The 21951-nt window shown below is 62.8% G+C and carries 27 protein-coding genes; 10 read left to right on the top strand and 17 right to left on the bottom strand.

Features of this window, described 5'->3' with window-relative positions:
* Window positions 1-76 precede the first annotated feature (76 nt).
* Window positions 77-1591, top strand: coding sequence for an AAA family ATPase (locus BGO16_RS12415; RefSeq protein ID WP_292619057.1), 1515 nt, complete (start codon window positions 77-79; stop codon window positions 1589-1591).
* 3 nt (window positions 1592-1594) lie between these two features.
* Entirely contained in the window at window positions 1595-2434 is an 840-nt protein-coding gene (locus BGO16_RS12410) for a hypothetical protein (protein WP_152648144.1), read from the top strand.
* A gap of 96 nt (window positions 2435-2530) precedes the next feature.
* Here BGO16_RS12410 and BGO16_RS12405 read toward each other — a convergent pair whose 3' ends face one another.
* From BGO16_RS12405 to BGO16_RS12340, 14 genes are read right to left on the bottom strand one after another with little or no spacing between them, the layout of a single operon-like run.
* Entirely contained in the window at window positions 2531-4696 is a 2166-nt protein-coding gene (locus BGO16_RS12405) for a type IV secretory system conjugative DNA transfer family protein (RefSeq protein ID WP_043854997.1), read from the bottom strand.
* Complete coding sequence (gene virB11 / locus BGO16_RS12400) at window positions 4674-5732, bottom strand: P-type DNA transfer ATPase VirB11 (protein ID WP_043854998.1); 1059 nt, start codon at window positions 5730-5732, stop codon at window positions 4674-4676. Before virB11 ends, BGO16_RS12405 begins: the two co-directional genes overlap by 23 nt.
* A complete protein-coding gene (virB10, locus tag BGO16_RS12395) occupies window positions 5695-7041 on the bottom strand; it encodes a type IV secretion system protein VirB10 (RefSeq protein ID WP_292619054.1) in 1347 nt (448 codons plus the stop codon). The genes virB11 and virB10 overlap by 38 nt, the downstream gene beginning before the upstream one ends.
* Before the next feature lie 6 nt (window positions 7042-7047).
* Window positions 7048-7851, bottom strand: coding sequence for a P-type conjugative transfer protein VirB9 (gene virB9, locus BGO16_RS12390; RefSeq protein WP_043854999.1), 804 nt, complete (start codon window positions 7849-7851; stop codon window positions 7048-7050).
* Window positions 7848-8564 (bottom strand): VirB8/TrbF family protein, encoded by a 717-nt coding sequence (locus BGO16_RS12385; protein ID WP_043855000.1) that lies wholly within the window; start codon window positions 8562-8564, stop codon window positions 7848-7850. The genes virB9 and BGO16_RS12385 overlap by 4 nt, the downstream gene beginning before the upstream one ends.
* Window positions 8561-9691 carry a type IV secretion system protein gene (locus tag BGO16_RS12380; protein ID WP_043855001.1) on the bottom strand — a complete coding sequence of 377 codons (1131 nt, stop codon included), beginning with the start codon at window positions 9689-9691 and terminating at the stop codon, window positions 8561-8563. The genes BGO16_RS12385 and BGO16_RS12380 overlap by 4 nt, the downstream gene beginning before the upstream one ends.
* Before the next feature lie 8 nt (window positions 9692-9699).
* The gene (locus BGO16_RS12375) at window positions 9700-9894 is read right to left on the bottom strand and encodes a hypothetical protein (protein WP_043855002.1); all 195 of its coding nucleotides are present in this window, start codon (window positions 9892-9894) and stop codon (window positions 9700-9702) included.
* Entirely contained in the window at window positions 9891-10076 is a 186-nt protein-coding gene (locus BGO16_RS12370; RefSeq protein ID WP_052506857.1) for a hypothetical protein, read from the bottom strand. Before BGO16_RS12370 ends, BGO16_RS12375 begins: the two co-directional genes overlap by 4 nt.
* A 20-nt stretch (window positions 10077-10096) precedes the next feature.
* A complete protein-coding gene (locus tag BGO16_RS12365; protein ID WP_292619046.1) occupies window positions 10097-10813 on the bottom strand; it encodes a type IV secretion system protein in 717 nt (238 codons plus the stop codon).
* A gap of 10 nt (window positions 10814-10823) precedes the next feature.
* The gene (locus BGO16_RS12360; protein ID WP_043855020.1) at window positions 10824-11705 is read right to left on the bottom strand and encodes a hypothetical protein; all 882 of its coding nucleotides are present in this window, start codon (window positions 11703-11705) and stop codon (window positions 10824-10826) included.
* The gene (locus BGO16_RS12355) at window positions 11702-14113 is read right to left on the bottom strand and encodes a VirB4 family type IV secretion system protein (protein WP_292619043.1); all 2412 of its coding nucleotides are present in this window, start codon (window positions 14111-14113) and stop codon (window positions 11702-11704) included. Before BGO16_RS12355 ends, BGO16_RS12360 begins: the two co-directional genes overlap by 4 nt.
* Window positions 14114-14123: 10 nt before the next feature.
* Window positions 14124-14420, bottom strand: coding sequence for a VirB3 family type IV secretion system protein (locus BGO16_RS12350; RefSeq protein ID WP_043855018.1), 297 nt, complete (start codon window positions 14418-14420; stop codon window positions 14124-14126).
* A complete protein-coding gene (locus tag BGO16_RS12345) occupies window positions 14417-14722 on the bottom strand; it encodes a TrbC/VirB2 family protein (protein WP_043855017.1) in 306 nt (101 codons plus the stop codon). Before BGO16_RS12345 ends, BGO16_RS12350 begins: the two co-directional genes overlap by 4 nt.
* A gap of 14 nt (window positions 14723-14736) precedes the next feature.
* Window positions 14737-15426 carry a lytic transglycosylase domain-containing protein gene (locus BGO16_RS12340; RefSeq protein ID WP_349642605.1) on the bottom strand — a complete coding sequence of 230 codons (690 nt, stop codon included), beginning with the start codon at window positions 15424-15426 and terminating at the stop codon, window positions 14737-14739.
* A gap of 149 nt (window positions 15427-15575) precedes the next feature.
* Between BGO16_RS12340 and BGO16_RS12335 the strand changes: the two genes are divergently transcribed.
* From BGO16_RS12335 to BGO16_RS12300, 8 genes are all read left to right on the top strand, one after another.
* On the top strand, window positions 15576-16073 hold the full coding sequence (locus tag BGO16_RS12335; RefSeq protein ID WP_080890818.1) for a hypothetical protein: 498 nt from the start codon (window positions 15576-15578) through the stop codon (window positions 16071-16073).
* A 1-nt stretch (window position 16074) separates the two neighbouring features.
* Window positions 16075-16686 (top strand): thermonuclease family protein, encoded by a 612-nt coding sequence (locus BGO16_RS12330; RefSeq protein WP_244468596.1) that lies wholly within the window; start codon window positions 16075-16077, stop codon window positions 16684-16686.
* Between the two features lie 31 nt (window positions 16687-16717).
* Window positions 16718-17056 carry a single-stranded DNA-binding protein gene (locus BGO16_RS12325; RefSeq protein WP_043855015.1) on the top strand — a complete coding sequence of 113 codons (339 nt, stop codon included), beginning with the start codon at window positions 16718-16720 and terminating at the stop codon, window positions 17054-17056.
* Window positions 17040-17633: a thermonuclease family protein gene (locus BGO16_RS12320; RefSeq protein ID WP_292619037.1), complete on the top strand. Its 594-nt coding sequence runs from the start codon at window positions 17040-17042 to the stop codon at window positions 17631-17633. The genes BGO16_RS12325 and BGO16_RS12320 overlap by 17 nt, the downstream gene beginning before the upstream one ends.
* Window positions 17630-18178: a hypothetical protein gene (locus BGO16_RS12315; protein ID WP_292619036.1), complete on the top strand. Its 549-nt coding sequence runs from the start codon at window positions 17630-17632 to the stop codon at window positions 18176-18178. The genes BGO16_RS12320 and BGO16_RS12315 overlap by 4 nt, the downstream gene beginning before the upstream one ends.
* Window positions 18179-18309: 131 nt before the next feature.
* Window positions 18310-18861, top strand: a complete 552-nt coding sequence (locus tag BGO16_RS12310; RefSeq protein WP_292619035.1) for a hypothetical protein — start codon at window positions 18310-18312, stop codon at window positions 18859-18861.
* 143 nt (window positions 18862-19004) lie between these two features.
* Window positions 19005-19571, top strand: coding sequence for a hypothetical protein (locus tag BGO16_RS12305; protein ID WP_043854981.1), 567 nt, complete (start codon window positions 19005-19007; stop codon window positions 19569-19571).
* Between the two features lie 25 nt (window positions 19572-19596).
* On the top strand, window positions 19597-20301 hold the full coding sequence (locus BGO16_RS12300) for a hypothetical protein (RefSeq protein WP_043854982.1): 705 nt from the start codon (window positions 19597-19599) through the stop codon (window positions 20299-20301).
* Window positions 20302-20312: 11 nt separating this feature from the next.
* Here BGO16_RS12300 and BGO16_RS12295 read toward each other — a convergent pair whose 3' ends face one another.
* The 3 genes from BGO16_RS12295 to BGO16_RS12285 all read right to left on the bottom strand — a co-directional run bounded on the left by BGO16_RS12295 (window position 20313) and on the right by BGO16_RS12285 (window position 21732).
* Complete coding sequence (locus BGO16_RS12295; RefSeq protein WP_043854983.1) at window positions 20313-20558, bottom strand: hypothetical protein; 246 nt, start codon at window positions 20556-20558, stop codon at window positions 20313-20315.
* A gap of 31 nt (window positions 20559-20589) precedes the next feature.
* The gene (locus BGO16_RS12290; protein WP_043854984.1) at window positions 20590-21213 is read right to left on the bottom strand and encodes an acyl-homoserine-lactone synthase; all 624 of its coding nucleotides are present in this window, start codon (window positions 21211-21213) and stop codon (window positions 20590-20592) included.
* A gap of 222 nt (window positions 21214-21435) precedes the next feature.
* Window positions 21436-21732 (bottom strand): hypothetical protein, encoded by a 297-nt coding sequence (locus BGO16_RS12285; RefSeq protein WP_152648141.1) that lies wholly within the window; start codon window positions 21730-21732, stop codon window positions 21436-21438.
* Between the last annotated feature and the right edge of the window lie 219 nt (window positions 21733-21951).

Raw genomic sequence — 21951 nt, 5'->3', positions numbered from 1 at the left:
TCTGACGCTAGCGTGAGCGCCACAAAGCACGTATCAATTTTATTCGACAACCTGCACCGCCCCTCGGAGATCCCCTTTGCAGTTCACGGTCATACCGTATTCGCGCAGTTCTCGCGCGGAGCGCGACATTGCTGGCGGTCGGCAATGCTTTCTCGTCGCCGATAATTGGGACGACTATTCGTATAAAACGGCGTTCTCGCTCGTCTACCTTGACGGCGACGGCACCCGTCACGACATCGGGGCCGTCAAAATCATGCGGCGTAGCATGAGCCACGGGTACACCCAGATCGAAGACGGCTTCGTCGCCCTCGGACAGGAATATGCGTCGCTTGGACAAAGCCAAGAATATTACGAAAATCTGATTGCGGTCGATGAAGAGGATCGCATCGCGATCTTGGAAGCACTGCAGGACGTGGTCTGGAATGATGACATTTTTGCCGCCTTCCAGAACGAAGCCGCGTTCGAGACGTCGCTTCTGCGCTCTGTTTCTGCGCGAGAATTGACCAAGCTCAGAACCATTGCGCACGAGCAAGCGATGCTGACGCCGTTCCATTTTCGCTACAAGTTCCCGGAATCGGATGATGCCGTCATCGAGGTTCAGGTGACCCCCAACGCGGTTCCGCCGACAAATATTCATGCCATCATCGGCCGCAACGGCGTTGGAAAGACGACACTCCTTCGTTCGATCAGTACCCTGCTGCGTGTCGGCCGGAAGCGATCACTCGGACGCCTGACCTTCATCACTGATGACGATGAGCTCAGCGGCGAGGAAGGCTTCGCAAATCTTGTCACCGTTGCTTTCAGCGCTTTCGATGAATTTGACCCCGCGATTCCGAACGACGGGACGGCCACAGGTCTGCAATACGCCTATATCGGCCTGAAGAAGAACGTGCGTTTGAAGAGCGGCAGGCGCGAGGCGCGAAATAAGACGACAGCCGATCTGCGCGCCGACTTTGTCGCGAGTACTCTCAAATGCCTGCGCAGCTCGCGAAAGCCGCGATGGCGCTCTGCCATGCGCGTCCTGGAAGGCGATCCGCTTTTTGCCGCGCTGCGATTGGAACGACTTGCCGACTTGCCGCAAGACGACTTCGAGGACACTGCAGTTCAATTGTTTGACGAGGCAAGTTCCGGCCACAAGATTGTCTTGCTCACGATGACGCGGTTGGTCGAACTGGTCAGCGAGGGAACGCTGGTTCTGATCGACGAGCCTGAAGCCCATCTTCATCCTCCTCTCGCCGCATCGTTCGTCCGCGCGCTCTCGGGTTTGCTGGCGCAACGCAACGGCGTTGCCATTCTGGCCACTCACTCACCCGTCATTGTTCAGGAAGTCCCCAGCAATTGCGTGTCGCTGTTTTTCCGCGATGGAGCAAGTGTTGAGATCGAGCGCCCTGAGGTCGAAACCTTTGCTGAGAATGTCGGGTTGCTGACACGCGAAATTTTTCGGGTCGAATTCACTGAGAGCGGATATCACGCGCTGATCTCGGATGTCGTTTCAAGATCAAACACTTTCGACCAGGCACTGGCGGCGTTTGAGGGCCATTTGGGTGCTGAGGGCCGCGCGCTAGTGCGGGCGCTCTGGGAGGAGCGCTGAGCCGTGATTGCGATTTCATGTCCAACTGATGATGCAGAGGCGGTGTTTCGCGAGTCGGCGGCGCGCACCCGTAACCCGGAGCTTCGAAGCGCTCTTCTCGCCCTGTCCGAGCGGATCAGCGAGCGTGCGACCGAATATCTGGACTTGGCGGTCCGCGCAGAGCTATTCCGACTGATGGCTGAGGACCCGGACGGCGTCAGCAAAGAGGATCTTTCGAACGTCTACGATCGCGTTCTCGTCCGTGGCAAAGGCCGCCCGGTCTACGACCGCCTGCGGGCAGGCGCGAAATATCGACGTTGCCCGCTCTGTGGCGCGCGAGATGTCAAAACGCTCGATCACTATCTGTCGCAATCGGAGTATCCCGAGTTTGCCGTGTTTCCGGCCAATCTTGTGCCGAGCTGTTCGGATTGTAACAAGGTCAAGCTAGCACATGCGCCTCGCACGCACGCCGAGCAGACATTTCATCCGTATTTTGACGATTGGAGTTCGCACCGCATTCTCCGTGCAGCAATCGATATTACCAACACGGTGCAGGTGAGCTTTTCCATCGAACAGGTCGCCGGTGTGCCGGCAGCACGCATAGCCAGAGCTCAGCAACACTTTGAATTGCTCGAACTCGGGTCGTTGTACGCGGGAAGTGCCGCAGTCGAGCTGGTCGAATCCAAGGACACCTTTCGGCGCAACTTTGCTGCCGGTGCAGACATCCTTCGGTCGGAACTCAACCACACCGCTCGCAGCCGCCAGCGCGGAAATCTGAATGCGTGGCGCGCGGCGCTCTATTGGGGCCTTGCGGCGAGCGACGACTTTTGCAACGGCGGGTTCAAACTGATCGAGGAAAGCTGATTTATCTGAAGAAAAGCGGTCGGTTCACGCTGAGGGCAGAGGTCATCTTTTCCAGAGTCACTGCGGCAGTTGCTGGATCAGCGCTCAATCGAAACGTCATTCTTCCTCCGTCTCCGGCTCATCCCCAAACGACCGGTGAAGGGACAGCAGCGTGTTGGCGGCCTCTTGCACCAGATTGCTCCCAGATCGGGTCCCGAGATGCAACGTCTTCATCATAGCTCCGAAGTTCTCATCCTGTTGCCCGCTGGCGGACGCAAGAATGTCGCGGACGTCGCAGCTATCACCCGGAGTGGATGGCGGGGATTCGCCCAGCGAAAGCGGCTTGCGTTCGGATTTTGGAGTCCCGCGCCGCGCTGTAATGGTAAGCGGCCCGGGGTTCAATGGAGCTGATGGCCTGGCGGTATCGGGTGACTTCTTCGGCGTGCGTTTTGCCGAAGGCCGGCGCAGCTGCCGGACTTTCGCCGGCGCGGCCGCGGTGATCCCGACACTGGTGTCTGCGCCCTCGACCGCCTCTGGCGCCGGATTGATGGCGCCGCCCAGCACTTCGTCCTGCCACGCCCGCAAGGCGGGAAGCTGTGGAGGGTGCCCCTTCGTTGCTTGATAATACCGGCGATACGGCTTGTCGACGTAATGCCGAATCTTCGTCAATTCGAACGATCGTGAGTTCTTGACCATCAGGATCGACAGCCGCGCGGACATTTCTCGAAGCTCAAGCGGGTTGCGCAGCGGCCGCGGCGTGTAATGCGGCGCCCAGACCCGCGGCGCGAAGATGCCCTGCCCCGGCCGCTTGATCGGTGTTTTGTAAATCTGCGTCGTCTCGCCCAGCATCTCGGAGACAAACTCCGACGTTTCGAGATCGTTGATCTGGATGAACAACTTGATCTGCGAGCCCGACACCGTGGTGATGCGCGTGTTGCGGCCGTAGAGCTCGTCGAGCTGCGCGATGTCTTGCATGACGATCGCCATGCGGAAGCCGTAGCCGGCGCTGATCGTGATCTTCGAGATCAACGAGTCCATCCGCCCGACGTGGTAGAATTCGTCGAGCATCAGCAGCACCTGATGGGGCTCATCGTCGCCAGGAATCTTCACCATCAGAAGATCGTGGATCTGCTGGAACAGAATTCGTATCAGCGGCCGGAAGATCGAGAGTTCTGCGATGGTGCAGCCGATGAAGATCGTCATCGGCTGGCGGCGTAACTCGCGAATATCGAAGTCGGACGTCTCGGTCGCTGCGGAGATCAGCCCGTTATTCCACAGCGACATCGCCATGTTGACATTGAAGACGGCGCTGTTGCGCGTCTCAGGTTCCAAGGCGATATACTGGTTAAAGCTGTCGACCACCCATGTCGGCAAATGCGGCCGTTCGGTCCTCACGATGGCGCGCAGCACCGATGAAATGTCTTTGCCGGTCGTGGTCATCCGCGCGACGCTGCGCATGTGCTGAGCACCAGCAATCAGAGGCGACGACAGCACGTAGCCGATCAGGGCAGACAGCAGGAGCCGCCCTGCCCCGGCCCAGGTATCGTCCGCCTTTTCAGGGATCACGAAGGAAGCGACGACCAGGCAGTCGGTCGCCATGCGCTCGTCACGTCGCACGAAATCCAGCGGGTTGTAGCGATGGGTGTCATTCGAGCCCGGCGAAAACATGAAGACCTTGTTGCCCATCGTTGCCCGATGATTTGCTAACGCGCCGAAGTTCTCCCGCTTGGGATCGAAGAACACCGCCGAACCCTGCCAGAAGTAACCGTTCGGGAGGACAAAGCCGGTGCCTTTTCCGGAGCGTGATGGCCCGACGACCAGAATATGCGCGGGTTCATCGGAGCGGATCGTCGCCCCGCCCAGCGTTCCGAGCACGATGCCCTGCCTGGCCGTCAGGCCTTGCTTCGCCGCCTCCATCACCGTGCCGAAGCGCGCGGCACCGTACGGCATCTGGCGCCGGTTGACGAAGGCGAACAGTAGGCCGCCCAGGCCGAGCGCGACAACAGCCGCCGCGGCGTAGCCCGCGCGAATGAGCGCCTCAACCCGGGTTGGCGTGAAGATGAGGCGGTCATAGAAATGACGCCAGGCGACAAGGAAAAAGTCCGCCGAGCGATCGGCGTTCTGCATCCGGAAGAGAGCCCAGCGGCTGGTACCTTCGCTGGGAAATCGGGTCGGCGCCCAGCGGAGCGCCACGACGACCTCGTAGGCCATGCTCCACAATAGCCAGAAGCCGAGAAGAAGAAGGATCGCGATGCCGATCCTATAGGCGACGACGCGCGCCATGGCGGCCTTTCCCCCCTGCCCGTTCCTGCCGCCACTCCGCCACGCGGGAAAAATAGATGGCCGAGGTGCCGCGCCAGCCGCCAACCTTGGTCTGCTGGATGACGATCGGCAGCACCGATTTGATGTAGCCGACGATCTCGTCGCGCCGCAGCCCGAGGCCCGCCTGCATCACCATGAGCGCGAGCTGCTCGAACGCGCCCGCCGGACTGTCGGCATGTACGGTGGTAATGCTGCCCGGATGGCCCGTGTTGATAGCGCGCAAGAACGAATAGGCCTCGGCGCCGCGGATCTCGCCGAGAAAGATGCGGTCCGGTCGCAAACGCATGGAGGCCTGCAGCAGCGTTTCAACGGTCACGCGGGCCTCTCCCTGGTCGCCCTTGGAGGCAACGAGCGGCAGGTAGTTTTTCTGGATCGGGTTGACTTCGCGCGTATCCTCGATGGTGATGATGCGCTCGTCGACCGGCACTTCCTTGAGGATCGCGTTCAGGAAAGTGGTCTTGCCCGAGCTTGTGCCGCCCGACAGCAGGATCGAATAGCGGTTAACGACCGCGAGACGGATGAACTCCTCGATCCGGCCGGCGTCGAGATGTTCGCACAGATGCCGGTCGGTTTCCGACAGCGCTCCTTCGCTTGCTGTCGTCACCTTGTCGAACGATCCGAGCTTGCGATAGTCGTCGAGCCGCATTTCCTTGATGACCTGCTTGCGGATCGCGAAGGCGCCGCCGGCCGTCGTCGCGGGCGGCATCACGCCCTGAAACCGCTCCCCTGTCGGCAGCGCGGCGGAAAGCAGCGGATGCTCCTCATTGACGCTCTGGCCGGAATGACCGGCGACGCGTTCCGCCAGATGGCGGATCGCATGTTCGGTCAGACTTGGCACTTCATGACGTTCCATCGCCGACTGACCGAAGCGCTCGACCCAGACTTCGCCGGGGCCGTTGGCGCAGATCTCGACGACCCGGTCGTCCTCGAGCCAGGGCCGAACGGGATCGAGCGCCCGATCAATGAAGACTGTCAGACTTCGTGCTAGCGCGTTCACGCTTGAGCTCCCTTAGGGCCTCTTTCACCGGATCGGGATAGAGCGCCGAGAAGTCGAGATCGCGCCGCACGAAGACGATGATCCGCGTCCCTTGGTCGAGATAGATCGTCGGCGGAATGTTGATCGAGTTCCGCAGCGCCTGCTGGGCGATGTTGGTGAGCGTTTGCGACACGTTTTGCGCCGCGATCTGACGCGCCTGCAGCGACAGCTGGTTCTGGTTCACGCCCGTCTGCGTCTGCGTCACCGCGCCCGTCATCGGATCAGTCGTGGTGATGATCGTGCCGTTGCCCGTGTTGTTGGCGTTCTGTCCGTAAGCGCTCAGGAACTGCGCCGCGCCACCCACGATGGAGAGCATGATCGCGGAGCCGAACCGCTCAACGTAGTGGTTGTCGACGAAGCCGGCATTGCCGGCGCGGCCTAAATCGTCCGTGCCGTTCGATCCGATCTGGACCGAGACGCCGTCCGACCGCAGCATTCGCGTCCAGACCACAAACACACGCGTCTGCCCTTGGGCGATGCCCGATTTGTATTCCCCGACAAGGCGGCTTCCCGCCGGGATCAGCACGCGGCGCCCGTCGAACGACCAGACGTTCTCGGTCACGACCGCGCGCACCATGCCCGGCAGGTCGCTTTGAACGGCCGTCTCGAGTACGCCGCGAATCATGGTACCCTGCGCCACCAGCGCGTCGATCCGGTTGTTCTTGGTGGCGCGTGAGACCTCGACGCCGGCAGCCGACACCGACGCCAAAAAGCGACGATTGGGATCGTCCTCTGGGCCTGCGGCGGCGTTGCTTCCACCGTCCGGATTTGCAGCGTTCGCCGTCGCCGATGCGTTGTCGGCGATCACCTGAGGCGCCCGCAGGCGCGCCCATTTTCGCCGCTCTTCCTCCTGGCGTTGACGTTCAAGCTCCGCGAGACGCCGCGCTTCGTCGTCGTTCGGTACTGCTGCGGCCAGCGGTGGTTCAGGCGGCGGTGGTGCCGGAAGCGCCAAGGGAGGGGCCACCGGAGGGGGCGGTAGTACAGGTTCGACCGGCGCCTGTGGGATGACGATGGTGCCCTGATTGGTTCGCGTCCGCGGCGCAGACAGGGATGGCGGCGGAAACTGCGTGGTGGTGAATTCCTCCTTGTCGGGCGTCGTCAGGGTGGGCGAACGCCGCACCACCGAGCCGTAGATTATCCAGGCGGCCACGACGAGAACGCCGATCGGGACCCCTAATTTCAAAAAGCTGCCAAGCGCTGTGCGGCCACGCGCGACGGAGGTCGCCGCCGCTTCGAGTTCGAATGAGCGATAGTCGTCGGCGCTCGGCATTGCGCGTCAACCTCCCAGAGTTGTGGCCGAGCCCACACGCTGCGGCGCATAGGGTTCGAGTCCGCTCGGTTCATGCACGTTGGTCAGACGGCGGTTGAAGATGCAGGTCGATTCCTGGCCGTTGCGCAACGTCCACTGCGGCGACACCTTGTCGACGATGATGTAGGGTCCCTCGGTCCGGAAATTGACGAGGCTCTCGTTGCGTTCGCCATCGACGATGTAGATCGTCGGCGTCTCGCCCTCGAAGCGGAACCAGGTCTTGGTGCCGTCATCGAACACCGCAACCGGCTTGTTCACCGACGATCCCTTGTAGCCATAATCGCTGTTGGCGTTGGCGATATTGAGGTCTTTGAGATTCGGATTGGCGGCGCGCTGCTTGGCTTCGGCTAACAGCTTGGCGCTCGCCTCATCATCCGGAAACCGGAACCGCACCGCATAGATTTGCCCGCCTGGCGACCGCGTGTTCGACCGCAGCAGGAACGAATAGATGCGCTTGTCGGTGACGACGTTGAGATTGGACTGGGCGTTCTTTTCGACCGGCTTGACGAAGATGATGTCGCCCTTGCGGTTCGGCTCGACCTTCCAGGCAATCGAATCACCGAGCGCCAGCGTTTCGATCTTCTCGTCCGGCTGCAGCTCGATCATCGTCGAGGTGCCGTAGCTGGCGTCGATCGCGGTGACGTTGTCCTTGTTGTAGACGACGTCGCGCACCCGCGAGTCGATGTGGCCCGGCCGCGGTAAAGCCTCGGCGAAGGCGGCGCCACTCGTGATGCACAGAATGAGAATGGAGGCGACGCAACATTTGATCATTGCTGCACACCTACCGTTCCCGGCGAGGGTGCGGTCTCCTGATCGCGACGATACTCGAGGACCTGGAAGCCGAGGGGGTTGTCGAAGCGCCATTCGTTGCGCATCGGAGCGGAGGTGTAGCGGAAGCGCACCAGCGACACCCAGTTGCGGGTGATGATGTTGGTCGACGACTTTTCCTCCGTCGAAAATCGAGCGAGTGCGGTTCGGTTGTTCGGGAAGGTCACGGACTTGATGTTGACGGCGACCACGGTGTTCGAGCCAAAGGCCTTCACCGGATTGTTAGGATTGGCGGGCGAGTAGATTTCCGTGAGCTCGCGCGCCGCGTCGCCGGTCGCGAGCAACTGCGCCAGATCGAAATTATCCTTCAGGGCCTTGGGATCATAGGTCTCGCGCGCCTTGATGTAGCGCACGACGTTAAACGTCGTGATGGCTTCGTCCTGGCTCAGTGAACCCTCGGCCATGGGCCGCTTTACCTCGACGAAGCCGGTGGTCTTGTCGACCACGACCATGTACGGCTCGTAGGTCTTGAGCGGGACCAGCAAAGCTAGGGTTCCGAGCGCGCCGACGGCCACGACCGCCATCACCGCGGCGACGATCCAGGCGAGCGCCCGCGAGTTGCGGTTGCGGCGCGCGATATCCCGCTCCCACGTCACGCCATCCGTGTAATAGCGTGAATCGACCTGTGCCGGCTCCGGGGCTGTCGTCTCGGTCATGGCCGTCCTCCCCCACTCGACGCCGGCGGGACGCCGGGATTGCGCAGCTGGTCAGCCAGACGACGAAATTCCGCGGACTGAGCCCAGGACGCGGCGCGCAATCCGACGCGCGCGCGCTGACGGGAAGCCAGCTCCTCCCGCCGGGACATCGAGACAGGATTGAGCGGGTTACGGAAGGCAAGGCGCGCCCGGTTGGCGGCGGCGCCGAGCCGATAGCCGGTGGCGGTCGCGAGCACCGCACCGATGCGCGGCGCAAATATTGGGACGCCGCCGGCGATCGCCGCTGCCATGTTGTTGATCTGGCTGAGCAGCAAAATGCCGATGATCGCGAGCAGCACGACCGGGCCGATGGTGGCCCAGGTTGCGGATTTGGAGTTGGCGACGCCGTTGAGTGTGTCGATCGTCTGCTGGATCAGCGAGACATAGAAGGCGAGGAACGCATAGACGAGGACCTGCACCAGGAAATACTGGACCAGCGCGCTCATCCAGCCGCTGAAGAACCGTGTCGTGACGCCAAACAGCAGCAGAATGATAAACAGCGGCGCCAACGCCAGCAGCAACCACATGAACATCTTCGACAGCACGATGAGAAAGATCGCGAAGCCGATCAGGAGGGCCATCACCACATAGAAGACAGCGGCAAAGATGTAGGGCCCCCAGTTGGTGATGCCGGCATTCTGCAGGAACGCCTCGGTCGCGCTGTTGGTTGTGTCCCACATGTTCTGCAACGCCGACTGGACACCGTTCACGGAGTTCAGATTTACGGACATTCCGGTGTTGTTCGCCGACGTCACCGCGCTGAGCAACGCGTTGCCGATCGCTGAAGGGCCATCATTGAGGAAATTGTACGCCAGCGTTTGGAAGTCGCCCCACTTCGTGGCCATGGCGTAAATCAGCACGGCACGGAACAGGCGAAACGCATGGTCAGCGGGACCGCCCGTCGCGGTGCCTTGCCAGATGCCGACGCCCCAGAAGATCACGTAGAGCGTGAGCAGCAAGCCGGCGACGCTGGTGGCGCCGCCCGAGGTCGCCGCGTTTGCCAAGGCCTGGTAGGCGGTCGATACATAGTTCTGACCGAGTTGGTCGACCGATTGCAGAAGCGAGGTAATGCTGAAGCTGTTTCCCATCGCCCCTCTCAGATCGGCCGCATCGGGCCGCAGCGGGCGAACCTTTTCAGATCATCAGGCTCGGTAGGCGGCGTCGCGTCTGAATAGGCGAGCGGCGCTCCGCCCTCATCCGGCGAGCAAGGCGCTTTGAGGGGTTTGTAGGCGCAGCCTGCGAGCAGCGTCGCCATCAGCGTCATGAACGCAAACGAAGTGATCAGCTTCATTGCGCCGACGCCTTCGGCTGCGTGAACGTCATGGCGCGTGAGGCGGCCTTTGCTGCCTCGCCCTGCGCGCTGGTTGCGCTGACGCCCACTGCCGGTGCCGGCGCGCGGTTGAAGCCATAGCGACTGATGAAGACGGCAGCGATCGCGACGATGGCGACAAGGATGGCAATACGTTTGGACAAGCTTCGCTCTCCCGCTCGGCTTACTGCTGTGTGAATTTCATGGCGCGCGCCGCCGACGACTCTGCCGCGATCCGGTCGAGGTTGGCCTGGTTGGCCGCGGCTGCCGCGTTGTTGACGACGCCGTTGAGCTCGTTGATCGTCTGCCCCGTCTGAATCTGCACCTGCGTGTTCTGGTCGACGCTGCCCTTGAGGTCTTGCGCCTTGCCGATCTGCTGGCCGCCCTGCGTGAACGCCGAGGACCTTTGCTGCACGGCGCCCTGCGTCGAGTTGATGAGGCCCGACAGGGTCGCGGCGACGTTGACGGAATTCTTGTATGCGGTGTCGGCAGGATGGCTCTGGCCATTGACGAGGCCGGTGATGGTCTGGACGAGCTGCAAGCCGTTGATCAGCGTCGAGACAATATTCTGAGACGCCGAGCCCATACCGGCAAATGATAAGGCGCCCCCGGAAATCACCGAGCCGAGGGAGGGTGCCTGCGCCATCGAGAAGCCGCCGCCGAGCGCCATCTGGGCGAGCGTGCCTTGGGCCTGCGACGACCGATCGCCGGTAACGGCCTGCAAGGTCTTTTGCGTAAACTGCAAAATCTGCTGATCCGCGGCAAGAATCTGCTGCGTGCTGGTCGCGATCTGCTGCGCCTTGGCGAGGTTGGCGTTGTCGAGCACAGGAACCTGCGCCATCACAGGCGAGGCCCCCACTACGGCCAGCGCGTACAACGTGAGCAGGACAATCAAGCGCATCGAAGCCTCCCTAGCGGCTGTTGGCGGCAATCGCGGCAAGAGCCGCAGTGACGTCGGCGGCAGTGAGCGCGGCGATGGAATTACGTCCTGCGTTCGCGGTGTTCTGCGCCTGAACGAGGTAGAAGATGACGTTGCCGTCGCTATCGACGGTGCGGGCGCTGACACAGGACGGATCGACCCGCGCGCCGGGCGCCGTGGTCGAACAGGCCGTCGGCGTCCGGCAAGGTTGCGCGGCTGTCCCCGCGCCGACCATGCCGACGGGACAGGCCGGCCCCGGCTGGGTGCTGGTCACGGTCGCCCGCATCCCCGTCGCGGCCCGGCTCATGTCGCTGTTGACCGCCAAGTTCAGCGCGTTCAGCGCCGTGACCCAGAGGTTGGCGGAGCCGATCGCGCCGTTCCAGACAAGATTGTTTTGCAATCGCGCGGCGCTGTTCATGTCGATCGCCGCCATCACCGTCTGCGCGGTCCCGACCTGCTGCCCGGCAGCCTGGAACGCCGACTGCGCCGCACTCATGGTCTGGCGGCTGGCATCAAGGCCGGCGACGACATCGCCGCTCGACTTGAAGAGCGTCTGGCTGTTGAGGGTCGCGCCTTGCGCGTTCGGATTGGAGGTCACCGGAAGATCAGGAGCGTAGGACCGGATCGCCTGGCTACCGGCCCCGCTTTGCGGCTGCACGGTCGGGTCGATGACGCTGACTTTCTTGCCCGTGGTCACCGCGCATTTGACGCCGTTATTGGCATCCTGTCGCCGTGTTGTGACCGGTAAGAGCTTCACCGTCGTGCTGGCCGTCTGGGAACGCAGCGTCAGTTGCGCGGCGTCGTTGACCGGGATATCGGCCAGCGCCGGCGTAGCGCCGAGCGCGAGAACGCTAACAATGATTGCAGATCTCATGCCTCGCTCCTGCCCATGAAGAGCGGCAACCACACGGCGGGGTCGTTGCCGACCCGCGCCCGCAGCGCATCGAGCTCGGCGACCGTCTCGGTGCGCCCGGACAGCACCTTGATCAGGTCCGGCATGCTGGCGAGATTGAGCTTCGCCACCACGCTGTCTCGGCCATGCTTGATCAGGAAGGAACGGCTCTCCGGCACGGTGCCGCGAATCCAGGCGACTTCCCGTCCCGACAAACGAAAAGCCTGCTTGTAGCTTTCGTCATCGGCTTTCGGATTCGGAAAGAAGATGTTGGTGCTGGTCTGTTCGATTAGCGTGTTCGAGGCTTTCGAGCGCACGATGTCGGCGGCCGATTGCGTGCCGAAGCCGACGATGCCGTTCTGCTTGCGAATGGTCTTGAGCTTGTCGCGGATGAAGAAGGCGAATACGTCATCGTCGAGCAGACGCCAGCCTTCATCGAGGAAAATCATCACCGGGTCACCGGTCAGGAGCTCTTCTGTCCTGTGGAAAATGTACATCAGCGCCGCAGTGCGGATCACCGGATCGTCGAGCACACGCGTCATGTCGAATCCGAACACGCTCGACAACGAGAACTGATCCTCGTCGTTGTTGAACAGCCAGCCACGCTGATCGGGCCGCATCCAGCTTTCGAGTCGCGCCAGCAGGTCCCCCTCCCCCGCCCGGATGCGGCCGCGCAGCAAGGTGGAGAAGGCTTTCAGCGTCCGACCCGCTGGACCGCCGGTGAGCGCCGCCGCGATGGCGTTGCGGATGACCTGCTCTTCGGACGCGGTCAGATCCGCGCCATTCGCAGGCCGCAACATGAAGGCGAACAGCTGATAGAGAAATTCCCGGTTGGGCGCCGTGTCCGGGAGCGACAGTGGATTGAAGCCGGTCGGCTCGCCGGGGACGAGCGTCTCATATTGCCCGCCGAGCGCCCGGATGAAGATCTCGGCGCCGCGATCCTTGTCGACGAACAGCAGCTTCGGCCGTGGCTGGATGCGCTGCGTCTGCGCCGCGATGAAGGACAGAAACACCGTCTTGCCCGACCCGGTCGGGCCGACGACGGTGAAGTTGCCGATGTCGCGGACATGATGGTTGTAATAATAGGCGGTCTGCGACGTCGTCTCGAACACGGAGATCGCCGGCCCCCAGTGATTGCCGGTCGGCCGACCGCTCGGATAATTGTGCAGTGAGGCAAAGCCGGCAAAGTTCTTCGATGAGATCACGCCCTTGCGGGCGATATAGGCAAAATTGCCGGGAAGCTGCGCCCAGAACGCCGGCTCGCAATTGAGGTCCTCGCGCGTCCAGATCACCGAGCGGTCCGTGAGCGCTGCGCCGACCACCGTGACGGCGGCGCCGACCTCCGACAAGTTGCGGCCGAGGCACATCACCGTCATGTGGTGCTCGCCATAGATCGCTTCCGAGGCCAGCAGTTCATCGCGGGCATCATCGAGATGCTCCGCGACAATCGATCCGGCCTCATCCGACATGTCGACTTGGCGCGACACCCGATCGATCTGCTTGGCAGCCTCGGGCCGGTCGACGATGGCGAAGCTCTGTGTGGCAATGAATTCGTGCGGCACGCGCAGCAGGTTGTCGAACGAGCCGGGACCGGTCTGCGCCGGGTATTCCCGGATCGAGACCATGGCGCCGAAGCGGGTATCCTCGGGGCCCGCGCCGCGAATTTCGATGGCGTTACGACCGAAGAAGATGCGTTTCATTGACAGCGCATCGGCGATGTCCAGGCGTGGCAGATGCATCGGGCGCGGGATGCCGCCATCAAGAATCTGCACCAGGAACTCGAGCGGCTCGGAGAACCAGACGCCATCGCGCCGCACCACACCGAGCTGGCGGGCGCCATAGCCGGCGAGAGTTTCGCGCACCGCGGTCGCCGCATCACGCAGCTCGGTCAGTGCGGTCTGCATCGCGACCGACTCGCCGGCCTCGTCCTTGCGGCCGAGCAACTTCGTCAGCATGAGATCGAAGGTGCCGGCCTGACCCTGCAAGGGCCGCCGCACGATGGTCAGGTAGATATCGTTGACGAACATGCGCCGCTGCGACAGCGCTGCGTCGTAGCGCTCGTCAAGCTCGCGGCACAACGGATTGTCGAAGGTCGAGTCGATCCTTGGCTGGACCTCCCGTCGGATGATGTGGGATACGAGCGCGAATCTCGAATTGGCAAGAGTCCGAATGACGTCGTTGCGTCCCAGCAGGCGCGAGTTGACTTCGCTCATGTCGGACGTCTCGAACGAATAACCATCGAGCTTGAGGACCGTCATGACAAGGCCATCGCGGGTCTTGATGATGTGGTCGTCGACATGGCGCGTATAGGGAACATGGGAGGCGACAGGACGCTCGCGCCGTGAAACGGCGCCGAAGGTCAACTCGTCAAGCAGGGCACGCGCAACCATCGCTTCCTCCTCACGCCGAATAGCTGTCGGCCGCCCAGAAGGCGCGCGAGCGGGGCGGGCATTTAGTGGATTTGACGAACAGGATTTCGAAGATGCGGTCGTCGCGCAGCGTCATCACGTAGCCGAACAGGTGCAGCGGGATGGCCACCAGCAGCATGAAGAGGTTATGCGTGACCAGGAAGCAGACGCTGGAGACCACGCCGCTGAACATGAAATACATGTATGGCACCCCCATCAGCGTGGGCGCGCGCGTCAACGCTTTGACGAGCGGTGTGATCAGCGGATCCTCGAGTTCGTCTTCGGTCATTGCCCGACCGCTGACTGGAAGAACTGGACGATCTGCGCCGAGCCGAACACCAGCACGATTCCGAAAATGACGCTGCCGGCGATGCCCCAGGTCAGCCGGCCGGACCAGGCGAAGAATCCGCAGGCGATCACGGCGAGCGTCGCCAATGCTGTCGCAATGGGCCCCGTGAGCGCTGAGACCAATTGCGTCAGCGTCGATTGAACGGGTTGCAGCGTCCCGCCACTCGACTGCGCCGCGGCCTTCGTGATGGTCTGTAACAGAAGCGCTCCGGCCAATGGCGCGCGTGAAAGCAATCTCTTCATCCAGTCCTCTCTTTTCAATCGACATGCATGACAAAGCCGTCATCCCAGCGTGCCTGGCCCGGCGGCGTCGGCGCGGAGGTCTGCGGCGGAGCGCGCGTTGACCCCGGTTCGATCAGGTCAGGCCGATCGGCGACTTTGCGGTGGAGTGCGCGCCGGGAATCCGCGTGGCCCGGCGCCGGCCAGGTGTAGAAGTCGTTGATCACCCGCGCGACGAAACGGACGGTTTCGGGAAACGGGGGCACGCCGCGATTGCTGTCCACGGCGCCCTCGCCGGCGTTGTAGGCCGCGAGGATAAAAAGCGGATTCCGGTACTTGTTTTGGAGGGCGCGGAGAAAGCGCACGCCGCCACGGACATTGTCGGCGGGATCGCATCGATCGACCTTGAAGCGTTGCGCCGTTTCCGGCTCCAACTGCATCAAGCCGACCGCACCCTTGTCCGACAGTGCGGTAGAATTGAAATGGCTTTCGATCTTGGCGACCGATTGGACGAAGTCAGGATAGAAGTTCTCCGCCGTAGCGATGCGAACGACCAGCGCGCGGGCTTCATCCGCCGCCATCGCTCTGGCGTTCGGGCAGGGCGATGTGCCAACCGATGTGCCGTCGATCCGTTCAATCGCGACTGGCGCGTCCGCGAGCGGCAGGATACGGCCGTCAGCGTCCACGGCGGCCACGCGCGCTGGCTTGGTGTCCTGCGCGTTGGCCATTGCCATACCCGCCAGGACGCTAAACCCGATTGCCGCGAAGCGGACTGACATACCACCCAACCCCATTATCTGATAGACAATATATTAGATGTTGGTACCTTGGCAATAGCGTGCAGCACGCCTGCTGCAACTCTAACCCCGGGTACCAGATGAAGCGCAGTGCAGCTTTGCTCGTGGCTTTCGGACTTGGATTCGCGCCCGGCGTCGGGATCGGAGCCCGCGCCCAAGACGCGTCGTTTGGGTGCAAGGTGCTGTTATGCGCAGCGGCTGCCCCGAGCTGGCAGGGCATCCCTTACTGCGTACCGGTTATGCAGGCGCTGTTTCGGCACCTGGCGAAAGGCGGCGGCTGGCCATCCTGCCCGGAGGGCAACGCCAGCGGTCTCGGCTATGAGCCTTATCAGGCCTGTCCTGCCGGCCTGACGTCAGTGCAGTCACCGACGGATGGTGGGGCCGACTTCATGCCTGCGCCGAACGGCAGTCTCTGCGCCGATCTCTCCAAGCCACAGCAGATCTGCTCGGGCGGGGATGGTGGCTGTACCACGAGTTATCCAACGACACCGCGCGATCCACGCAGCGAGCCCTACTACGTTGATATCAGCACGGCGAACGGCAGCCAACGCTTCTACTTCTCTTTACGGGGCTACTAGCATGCGGTGTACGCGCGCCGTCGTCGCCTTCTTTGCGCTGCTCATCGGCTTCGGCGCCGCACCGACGTGGACCGCTGAGTCCCACTGGTTTGCAGTTCCCACCACGGCCCTTTACCTCACCGGAGACAGTTGGTCCGACGCCGGCGTCACCTACCGGCTTTACGGTGTGCAGGCCTGCCTTCGCGGAACGAGCTTCACCAATGGCCATGGTCTCAAGCGCGACTGCGGTGAGGCGTCGCTCACGATGCTGGTGGCGCTGACGCGCGATCTGCGTCCTGTATGCTATGATGCGGCCGAGCAACCTGAGACGCGCACCGTCTTCGTGTTCTGCGTGGCAACGCGCATCAGTGGTGCCGGCGCCGGGTCGCGAATCGACCTCGGCACCGCTTTGATCGCGACGGGCTTTGCCTTCGCGGCCCTGAAGCCTGACGGCCAGCCGGTACATCCACCTTATTTCATCGCGGAGCTCGTGGCGCAGCGCGCTAAAGCGGGGCTTTGGGATTTTGCCGACCTGCCCGATCCAAACGCCATCATCCTGCGCGCGCTGCATCGGAGTGTGCCTGCCACTTCGCCTGCGCCTGCAACGTTGCGCTCGCAGGCGCCAACGCCCTGATAACCATCCAGCAACCCAAGGAGGAAGATCCATGAGAACGACAAATCTGTTCATCTTGCGCGGACGCGTCGGCCAAACGCCGAAGGCTTTCAACAAGGCTGCCAAGATCAACGTGGCGACTGATCGCGCCTGGACCGACGCCAAGGGCGAGCGCCGGGAAGAGACCGATTGGGTGACGGTCACGATCCTCAATGAAAAGGCCGCCGAATGGGCGATCGCAAATATCGCGAAGGGCGATGCGGTCTATGCCGAATGTCGCATCGCGGACGGCTCCTACAAGAAAGATGGCGAGACGGTCTACACGACCGACATTATCGCCAACGTCTTTCACAAGCTCGATCTCGGATCGCGCGATGATGTCGCCGCCTAAACTCGTTGTTGCCGCGCTGACGGGGCTGGCTGTTCTCAGCGGTCGAGCGAGCTTTGCTCAGACGCCTAATGCGGCTTCCGGAATCTATTCGCCGAAGGCCGCGGTACAGTCGCCACCATTGCGCGTTGAGGTGATTGACGGCACGCGCTTCCGCGACATCGAGACTCACGCGGTCTATCGGCTGTACGGAATCGACACCTGCGCGCCCGATCAAACCGCGCACCTCGGCCGCCAGCCTTGGCCTTGCGGTACAATGGCGACCGCCTGGCTCGTGACTGCGACGCTTAACGTCTGGCTCGCTTGCAGGACGCTGCGCGATGACGACGGTGAACGTCTCGTGCGTTGCGCTTCGGCGGGTCATCCGGATATCGCCGCGGACATGGTGCGCGAGGGCATCGCTGTCGCGCGGCCGCCCTCCCCGGACGATCCCGGCATCCGCGTCTACGCGCTCGCTGAACAGGACGCCCGCAAGGCCTACCGCGGTCTATGGTCCAGCACCTTTCAGATGCCGTGGGATTGGCGGGCTGGTTCCGACGGCAAACGCCGGGCGACGGCGAGCGGCGAGGCAACACCATGATCCACCGAACCCATGGTCTGATGGTGCCGCTGCTGATTACCCTGGCCGGCTGCGCCACACCGGCCGCGCCGGTGGTCGACCTCGGACCGTTTGCGCCGGAGCCGCTTTACAGCCCTGCTCAGGTCAGGCCGGGCCGACTCGAATACGCGCCGGATCGCTCGACCTTCGCGCCGCTGCTCACCGAGCGCTTCCCCTATCCCACGCAGCCGGAGGCAAACGCCGCCTATCTTCGCCTGATCGCGGCCGCGCCGGCGGACCGCCTCTACCCATCGTCGATCTGGCTGTTCGGATGCAAGCCCGGTGCTCTTGATGAGCAGACCGCGCGCGTGACCCGTTACCGCGGTCCGGTCGTGCATTGCGCCACGGATTTCCTTGATGCTTCCGGAAGGCGGTTGCGGCGCGAGACCGCGAACTTCTACTACTACGGCGCCGTCTGGAATATGCAGTCTATCCATCCGCCTGTGACGGCCGCCCCGTGGCGCAATCGCGAGCACTCGCCCAAGGATTTCTGGTGGTGGGTGCCAGGCCGATCCCGTTATGAATAGGAGAGCCGGTCGTGGGCGTGCTAGCATCGACAACACAAAGATATTATATTAGATATTGTCATACCGAGACGGTGCCGGCCGCACGCATTGCCAGACGTTCGGCGCGCATCCTGGCCGCGAGCTTGATTGCGATGACCGAAATCACCAGTGCCGTCACGGCGCGGCCGCTGACACCCGACCCCGGTGCATGGCGTGCGATGAGCTATGCCAATCTGCAACAGCGCTCGGCGGAAACGGCGACCTATGCCGATATCTGGAAGGACGCCATCGACGCCAACAATCGCGCCTACAAAGCGCGTGGCGACCAGAGATTTGCCGATGGTAACGCGCCCGCCACGGAAGCGCATTTCGTGATCTGGAGTCCCACGAAGTCCGTCGTCCTCTCAATCCTCAACACGGTCACCGGCTGCACGCTCAAGGAGCTGCGGGCGGTCGCCGGCGCGACGGTAAAACTCTGCCCGCTGCGGATAGCCATCTACGAAGGGATTCAGGTGCGGACCCTCGACGGCGGCCGCGCCTGCTTTCTCGAACTCGCTTCGCCCGCCGTCGGCACCAGCGGTGACCCGCAGACTGCTTCTTACGCTTCCTACGATGTCGCCACCAAGACCGTGAAGACCGGTGTCATCATCGATCACCAGGCCGTGGATGGCTGCTCTCAAAACATCGCGCTGCACCCCCAATGAAACGCCGCCCGCCGGTCCATCATGGTGCCACGCCCGCTGACGGCGCCGTCAAGGCGACCCCAGCGGGGCGCGCTGGCGCGCGGCCTGGACCGCGCTCGCGGCCGTGCCATGCTGGTCGGCAATCTCAGCATCAGGAGGCTTCGATGCGATTTAGGTTCATCCTTCCGATCGTCGCGCTACTCGCGACTCCTTGCCTCGCAGCCGCGCAGGATCAAGCTGCCAGCCGCTGGCAGGCGATGAGCTATTACAGTTTCCAGATCCCGTCGACCACCGACCCGCTACAGACGCTGATTTGGCCCGACGTCATCCGGGAGGCCAATGCCTACGTGACCACCGAGCTCAAGCGGAGCCTCGGCGGTAAAAACGCGCTGGTGACCGCGCTCGCCTCGACCTATCGCGACGGCAGCCGCACCATCATCGTGAGCACGGCGCTGTCGCGCGCATGTGATAGCGGGGCGAACGACAAAGGGGCCGAGATCGAGCCGTCTGTCTGCCCTCTGCGCATCGTCACGATCGAGAACGGCAAAGTGATATCCATCAAGTCAGATACCGGCTGCTACACGGATCACGCCGATCCCGACCTGCCGGCGAAGAACCGCAACGATAATTCCTACACGCGCTACGATCCGGCCGCCGGCACGATCAGCTTCCGCACCACGATCGGTGGCCATGACGTGCCGAGCTGCGCACGTGTCTATTCGCTCAAATGACGTTCTAGGATGCGGAGGGAACTTCATGTGCACGCGACTTAGCGGTCTAATGTTCGTCGTTGTTCTTTGCGCGAGCATTTCGTGGTTCGGCGCCGGGCGGGCAGTTGCGGGACAATATTGCGAACGCACCAATTACTCCGCTCAGCAGATAACGGATGCGGTGAGGAATTCTCCGCTGCGGGATGATCTCAAGGGAACGTCCTGCTCACTCGGCGGCCTGGGACGCTTCGAGTCGGGCGGCAACAAAGGCAACTATAATGGCAGCTGCTGCACCGGCATTTTCCAGCTCAACAACGCCAACGTCCAGAAATACGCGGGGACCGACCGCTCGGTCTACGGCTGCATGTCGCTGCAGGACCAAGTCGACGCATGGGCCAAGCTGACCAACGACGGCTATAATTCATCCGCAGTCAGGCAACTGGCCTCGATGTCGACGTTCGACGGTCAGAAGGTCGATGCCAGCCTTATCGCGGCCTGCATCCAGCTCGGCACCGGCAACTGCCAGAAGATGCTCAATTCAGGCACATGCTCCGGTTTCGCCGACATCAACGGGACGACCATCTGCAAGATGGCCAACAATGCGGGCGCCCTCGCGGACCCGAACTGCAAAGACGGCCAAGCCGTGTGCGGGCCGTCAGGGCCAGGCGACTTCCCGACCTCGACCGGCATCGCTGCAAACCCGCCGACCGCCGGGAGTGCTTCGATTATCGTGGCGCCGACCGACGTCTAGCGATCACTGCCTCAGTTCACCTCTGACGGATCCCGGATGATGAAGTCGGCGAAGGCGTGCAACTGCTCCTCGGCGACGGAACATAAATCGCCGCCGCGATAGTGCGCGTGCACTAGGGCCCAGAAGACGACTTCGTCGGAACGCCCGGCGAAGAGCGCCTTCTGCAGCGTGCGGCCAATGATGGTTACAGCGCGGACGTGGTCGTAGCGCATGTGAAGTTCCTGGGCGACGATCTTCGTGTCTGCAGTGCGGATCACCAGGCGACCTCCTCTCTTGTTGATGTCTCGTTCACGCAGCCGAAGGCAGCGTGGCGTCGGGAAGCACGCGGTCCTCGCAGCCGCGCGCCTGCCGGATCGCAGCGAGCGTCTCGCGGTTGAAAGACATGCGAAGCGCGACCACCTCGTCGCGGCCGATGCGTTTCGGAAATCCGAGAGGACGGACAAAGAAACGGAGCTGCATCGCGATTACCATCAATCGCCAGTCGATCGCGACCGTGACGGTGTCGACCTTGCTCGCCATGCCCCATTCGACAACGCCCTGCGCGAGCTCGAGAAAGGGGCTGTCGCCGCGCGGACGCATTTCGCGATGGCCGTGCGCGACGCAAAAGCGTGTCCACTCGAATACACGCGGTCCGCGCGGCGGGCGCTGACGGCACAGGTCAGACAGCACATCGGTGAGCAAGTGCGGACGCGTCGTCGGAAGCAGGCGCTGGTAGCCTACGATCTCGTCGCCGCGCAGGCAGATATGGTGAGTTGCATGTACGTCGTCGAACCGATCGCGCTCAAGACCGTCGGGCTGGCGCAAGTCCTCCCAGCCCTTCTCGTCGACGAACACGGCGTGGCGGAAGCGGAAGGCCCGATCCATCAGCGCGGCATGGCGGCTGATGTCCGAGCCGGGAATGACCATGAGCATGGGCGTCTCCTCGGCTTGTTGAATGAGCCGAGTTGGCCACGTATGGCGGCGCGCCGGTATGGTCAGAAAAGACCATTGCCGCCGGAAGTTGCGACGTCAGTTGCTGTTGCGCGTTGCTCGTGTCGGCGCAGAAGACTCGGAGTGCCAGCCTTTAGGTTTGTCCTTGCAGCCGCAGGCGGCGACAGGGAGATGATGCCGCAAGCTGGCGACCCGGGTGTCACGTTAGCCGGCGCGGGATCGCGAGGGGCAATGGGCGGACGGCAGGGCGATCCCGTGACCGACGGGTACGTAGCCGAGCTTGTCGCACAGGTCGCGAAAGAGAACGCGCCGGCGCTCCTTCTCGGCCTCCGCGGAGGCGCAGCGAAGAGCGTGCTCGCGGTCTGTGGTGCCGTCGGGCTGACAGGTCGGGCAATTCGCGATGTGAACCGCGCGTTCCAATGCCGCCAGCGCCTCAACATAGGCGCGGTGGGCCGCGACCGCCCGCGACTCGAGCGAGGTTTCAGGTCGCTCCCTAACCACTCGAACTCTCCCGGCGGGCAGTGTCTGCGGTGCGCCCCCGCAAACGAACCCTCGCTGACTCTTGGTGATCGGGGAGTTCGAAACCGTACGAGACGGCCCTATGGCCTTTAGTTCGGGTGAACCTGTTGCATACGCCACAGGCTCCTATGGTGTAGCCGCGCTGACCGCTTCACCAGGCCGAGAAGGCTTTATCATCTCTCACGTAGGTTCATCAAACGG

The organism is Nitrobacter sp. 62-23 (genome assembly GCF_001897285.1).
In the GTDB taxonomy this organism is placed as follows: Bacteria; Pseudomonadota; Alphaproteobacteria; order Rhizobiales; family Xanthobacteraceae; genus Nitrobacter.
The sequence above is the reverse complement of the archived record's forward strand: the minus strand, read 5'-3'. Positions and strand labels throughout refer to the sequence as shown.